The following is a 5,271-nucleotide window of genomic DNA, read 5'->3' on the forward strand; positions in this document are numbered from 1 at the left end:
AAACAATGCGATGCAATGATGTCCAGGCGGCACGAGAGCTTGATTCTAATGCATGTGGCTTCTTTCCGCCTCAAACACACCATGGTGCAGAAAACGTCAATTAATGCATAACAAGCAGATTTGATATTGACTAATAAAAAGACGGTGACTATGATGCCTTCACCCTGCTCATCCCAGGCAAGAACAAAACCAGTTGCCCCGCATTGATCCATGACGGGTTGGACGGAGACATCCCCCCCGATGGCGCAAGCCATGTCCAGCCACGTCCCCCCCACTTCAACCAAGCAACGAGGAAGACATGGCCAAGGCTTTTGCATCCCAGGCGGATCTCGACGCCAAGAAAATCACCTTTGAACGCATCTCCGAAAACGCCTACGCGTACACCGCCGAGGGCGATCCCAATTCCGGCGTCATCATCGGCGACGATGGCGTGATGGTCATCGACACCACGGCCACCCCGGCCATGGCGCAAGACCTGATTGCCCGTATCCGCAGCGTCACCGACCTGCCCATCAAGTACGTGGTGCTGACCCACTACCACGCCGTGCGCGTGCTGGGCGCCTCGGCCTACTTCAAGGAAGGCGGCGAGCAGATCATCGCCAGCCGCGGCACCTACGAGATGATCGTCGAGCGCGGCGAGGCCGACATGAAGTCCGAGATCGAACGCTTCCCGCGCCTGTTTGCGGGCGTGGAAACAGTACCCGGCCTGACCTGGCCGACCCTGGTGTTCGAAAAAGAAATGACCCTTTTCATGGGCAAGCTGGAAGTGAAGATCGCCCACTTGGGCGCCGGCCATACCAAGGGCGATACCGTGGTCTGGCTGCCCGGCCAGAAGGTCTTGTTCTCGGGCGACCTGGTCGAATACGACGCCGCCTGCTACTGCGGCGACGCCCAACTGGAACCATGGCCGGCCACGCTGGATGCGCTCTCGGCGCTGCAACCCGAGGCCCTGGTGCCCGGTCGCGGCCCGGCCCTGCGTGGACCGCAAGAGGTCGCGCAGGGTATCGCCTATACCAAGGATTTCGTCTCCACCCTGCTGCGCGCCGGGCGCGAAGCGGTGGCCGCCAAGATGGGCCTGAAGGAAGCCATGGCGCATACCCGCCAATTGATGGACCCCAAGTTCGGCCAGGTCTTCATCTACGAACACTGCCTGCCCTTCGACGTCACCCGCGCTTATGACGAAGCCTCCGGCATCGTGCATCCACGCATCTGGACCGCCGAGCGCGACAAGGAGATGTGGGCGGCGCTGCAAGCCTGATCCACAAAAGAGCAAGGACAGCGAGGAGACAAGACATGAAGAGCATCCCAGCCATCGATTACCAGCAGCAGCGCTTTGGCTACCAACCCTGCGCCGAACAGACCCGGCCCGACCAGGCAGCGGTCCATCCGGTGGTGGTCATCGGCGCCGGCCCGGTCGGGCTGGTCACTGCCATCGACCTGGCCCGCCAGGGCATTGCCGTGGTACTGGTGGATGACGACGATACGCTGTCGACCGGTTCGCGGGCGATCTGCTTTGCCAAGCGCACGCTGGATATCTTCGACCGCATCGGCTGTGGCCAGCGCATGGTCGACAAGGGTGTAGGCTGGAGTCGCGGCAAGGTGTTCCTGCGCCAAGAAGCCGTCTACGAATTCGACCTGCTGCCCGAAAGCGGCCATGCCCGGCCCGCCTTCATCAACCTGCAGCAGTACTACGTCGAAGGCTATCTGCTGGAACAGGCGCGCCAGTTCGCGCACATCGAACTGCGCTGGAAGAGCAAGGTCAGCGCCATCACCCATCATGCCGACCATGAAGCGCTGACAGTGGACACGCCCCAAGGCAGCTACACCTTGAAGGCGCAATACGTGGTGGCCGCCGATGGATCGCGCAGTGCGCTGCGCAAGATGATGGGGCTGGAAAGCCTGGGCCACACCTTCCGCGACCGCTTCCTGATCGCCGACGTCAAGATGGATGCGCCCTTCCCGGCCGAGCGCTGGTTCTGGTTCGATCCGCCCTTCCATCCCAACCAGTCGGTGCTGCTGCATCGCCAGCCTGACGATGTCTGGCGCATCGATTTCCAGCTCGGCTGGGACGCTGATCCGGTGCTGGAAAAGAGCCCCGAACGGGTGATCCCACGGGTGCAGGCGCTGCTGGGCAAGGAGGTGCAATTCTCGCTGGAATGGGTCAGCGTCTATACCTTCTCCTGCGTGCGCATGGACCGCTTCCGCCATGGCCGGGTGCTGTTCGTGGGCGATGCCGCGCACTGCGTCTCGCCCTTCGGCGCCCGTGGCGCCAACAGCGGTGTGCAGGATGCCGAAAACCTGGCCTGGAAACTGGCCTACGTGCTGCAGGGCAAGGCGCCTGACAGCCTGCTGGACAGCTATGCCAGCGAGCGCGAATACGCGGCTGATGAAAACCTGCTCAACTCCACCCGCTCGACCGACTTCATCACGCCCAAGAGCCCGGTCAGCCGACGCTTGCGCGATGCGGTGCTGGGCCTGGCGCGGGACCATGCCTTCGCGCGGCGCCTGGTCAACAGTGGTCGCCTGTCGCTGCCGGCCACGCTGCACGGCTCGGTCTTGAACACCGAAGACAGCGCCCCCTTCCAGGGTGCCATGCAAGCCGGCGCGCCCTGCACCGATGCCCCGGTAGTCAGCGACACCGGGGCCGACTGGCTGCTGCGGCAACTGGGCGAGCGCTTCGTGGCCATGATCTTTGCCGCCCCCGCCGCGCTGCCGGCGCAGCAGGTGCAGGCGCTGGCGCAATTGACGCAAGGCGCGCTGCCATTGCAGTTGCTGTTCGTCGGCCAGGCCGCCGCCACGCCCGAAGACCGCCACCTGCTGGCCCGTCTGGGCCAGGCTGCGCGCTACGTGCAGGACATCGAAGCGCTGGCCGCGCAGCGCTACGACGCCGCGCACGCCAGCAGCCAGACCTGCTACCTGATCCGCCCCGACCAACACGTCTGTGCGCGCTGGCGCAGCGTCGATGCGCCAGCCATCGGCGCGGCGCTCTTGCGCGCCAGCGGCAACATCAGCAGCCCTACCAGCCAGGTCGCCACGCCCGTCTTGGACGCGGCCTGAACCCCAGCCACCATCGACGACTGCCGCCAACCAACACCAACACGCTATCAAGGAGACCATCATGCAACTCAATACCGCGCCCAACCTGACACGCCCGGACGATTTCTACGAAGCCCTGATCGACATGCATCGTGGCCTGGACGATGCCACCAGCCAGGACGTCAATGCCCGCCTGATCCTGCTGCTGTGCAATCACATCGGCGGCCACGAAGTGCTGCTCGAGGCCATGCAGCGCGCACGCGCCGGGGTGGAACCGGCACTGGCCGCGGCGGCTTGACGCAGCCGTCGTCGCCGGCACTGCCTGCTCGGAATCTTTCTTCACCCTTATCCACAAGAGCGCCGCCACAGGCGCCGTACCCAACGGAGACCTTCATATGATGACCCCATCCCCGGGCGCCACGACGCTGGCCGCCCCTCCCCACCTGAACCTGAGCGTGGCCGCCGAAGACGCGATCTATCGTAAGGTCTGGCTGCGCATCATCCCCTTCCTCTTTCTCTGCTACGTGGTCTCATTCCTGGACCGCATCAACATCGGCTTTGCGCAATTGCAGATGAAGCAGGACCTGGGCTTCAGCGATGCCATGTACGGCCTGGGCGCGGCCGTGTTCTATGTCGGCTACGTGCTGTGCGAAGTGCCCAGCAACATGCTGCTGGCGCGCTTTGGCGCACGCCGCACCTTCTCGCGCATCATGGTGCTGTGGGGCCTGGCCTCGGTGGGCATGATGGCCGTGACCGACGCCACCCACTTCTATGTCTTGCGTTTCCTGCTGGGCGTCTTCGAGGCCGGCTTCTTCCCCGGCATCGTGCTGTACCTGAGCTACTGGTTCCCGGCGCGGCGGCGCGCGGCGGTGATGGCGATCTTCTTTGCCGGCGTGGCGGTGGCGGGTGTGCTGGGGGGGCTGGTCTCGGGCTGGATCATGCGCGACATGGCCGGCGTGATGGGCATGTATGGCTGGCAATGGATGTTTGCCATCGAAGGCGCACCGGCCGTGGTGCTGGGCGTGCTGGTGATCTTCCTGCTGGCCGATAGCCCGGCCCAGGCCAGTTGGTTGAGCCCGCAGGAGCGCAGCTTCCTGCTGGCCCGGCACACCCAGGAAACGCAACGCAGCCAGCATGTCAAAGCCCACTCGCTGATGGCGCTGCGCCATGCCCTGAGCCACCGGCCCACCTACCTGTTCGCCTTCATCTACTTCGCCCTGACCTGCGGCTCGCTGACGCTGAACTTCTGGATGCCGCTGATGATCCGCGACTTCGGCATCAAGGATGTGGTGCAGGTGTCGCTCTATACGGTGATCCCCAACGCCATCGGCGCCATCGGCCTGATCCTGATCGCCCGCCGCTCCGACCGTCGCAACGAGCGCCACGGCCACTTCCTGTTCTGCACCACCGGTGGCGCGCTGGCCCTGGCGGCGCTGACGCTGCACCCGTCCAGCTTGGCGGTCTCGCTGGGGCTGCTGTCGGTAGCGGCAGTACTGATCTTCGCCGCCCTGCCCATCTTCTGGTCGCTGCCCCCGGGCCTGCTGCCGGCCCAGACGATCGCCCCCGGCATCGCCTTCATCTCCAGCGTGGGCATCACCAGCGGCATCGTCAGCCCCTGGCTGATCGGGCTGATCAAGACGCGCACCGGCAATATCGATATCGCCCTGTATATCCTGGCGGGGTTGTTGTTGCTCAGTGGGTTGACGATGTGGGGATTGATTCCCAGAAAGGCGACACAGGAAGCCCAGAGCAAGCAGACCTGATCCGTCCGGTCTGCAGGATGAAGCAAGTTCACCGCTGAAAACTGTTCTGCCTTTTTATGCACCCCTCGCCCGAGGCGATACGAATCGCCTCGCGGCCTCTTCAAACCTCTCACGAAGTTTCACGCCCCACCGCCCTCAAGTTCGCCCAAGTCCCCATATCCAAGGGTTCAGGCGCTGTCGGGTCACACTGACCGACCAAATCTGCAAGCCCGTAACGGGCGCGCTTTGGTAACGCACGCAACATCACTCCGTGGGGTTGGAAGTCCACGATCACCATCTGTCCCGATACGAGATTGAATCTCTTGAGATCAGTTGCATTCAGGTGAAGCGCAGCATCATCCGGGCTTTGCACGATTTTTACTTCCATTGTCCGTTCTCCTGTCAAATACAGATCAATCCGCCGCTGCCAACTTCTGTGGCAAGCAAACAAATCTCGCCCTCCAGCAAGCTGGTCAACAAACGTCAGATCCTA

The 5,271-nt window shown here is 63.5% G+C and carries 6 protein-coding genes; 5 read left to right on the plus strand and 1 reads right to left on the minus strand.

Annotated elements, in window-relative coordinates:
- Positions 1 to 254, minus strand: a 254-nt coding sequence (locus tag I5W_RS32720; RefSeq protein WP_217284429.1) for a hypothetical protein, incomplete at its 3' end; no start/stop codon positions are given.
- 44 nt (positions 255 to 298) lie between these two features.
- Between I5W_RS32720 and I5W_RS00115 the strand changes: the two genes are divergently transcribed.
- The 5 genes from I5W_RS00115 to I5W_RS32725 form a co-directional block, all read left to right on the plus strand.
- Complete coding sequence (locus tag I5W_RS00115) at positions 299 to 1,258, plus strand: MBL fold metallo-hydrolase (RefSeq protein WP_044527726.1); 960 nt, start codon at positions 299 to 301, stop codon at positions 1,256 to 1,258.
- 35 nt (positions 1,259 to 1,293) lie between these two features.
- On the plus strand, positions 1,294 to 3,057 hold the full coding sequence (locus I5W_RS00120) for an FAD-dependent oxidoreductase (protein ID WP_083893422.1): 1,764 nt from the start codon (positions 1,294 to 1,296) through the stop codon (positions 3,055 to 3,057).
- Positions 3,058 to 3,118: 61 nt separating this feature from the next.
- Positions 3,119 to 3,334, plus strand: a complete 216-nt coding sequence (locus tag I5W_RS00125) for a DUF2783 domain-containing protein (RefSeq protein ID WP_044527727.1) — start codon at positions 3,119 to 3,121, stop codon at positions 3,332 to 3,334.
- Positions 3,335 to 3,431: 97 nt separating this feature from the next.
- Complete coding sequence (locus tag I5W_RS00130) at positions 3,432 to 4,799, plus strand: MFS transporter (protein ID WP_148289008.1); 1,368 nt, start codon at positions 3,432 to 3,434, stop codon at positions 4,797 to 4,799.
- A 250-nt stretch (positions 4,800 to 5,049) separates the two neighbouring features.
- A partial coding sequence (locus tag I5W_RS32725; RefSeq protein ID WP_217284430.1) for a hypothetical protein occupies positions 5,050 to 5,271 on the plus strand: 222 nt, incomplete at its 3' end.

It is taken from the genome of Herbaspirillum sp. B65 (genome assembly GCF_000333555.1).
In the GTDB taxonomy this organism is placed as follows: Bacteria; Pseudomonadota; Gammaproteobacteria; order Burkholderiales; family Burkholderiaceae_D; genus Herbaspirillum; species Herbaspirillum rubrisubalbicans.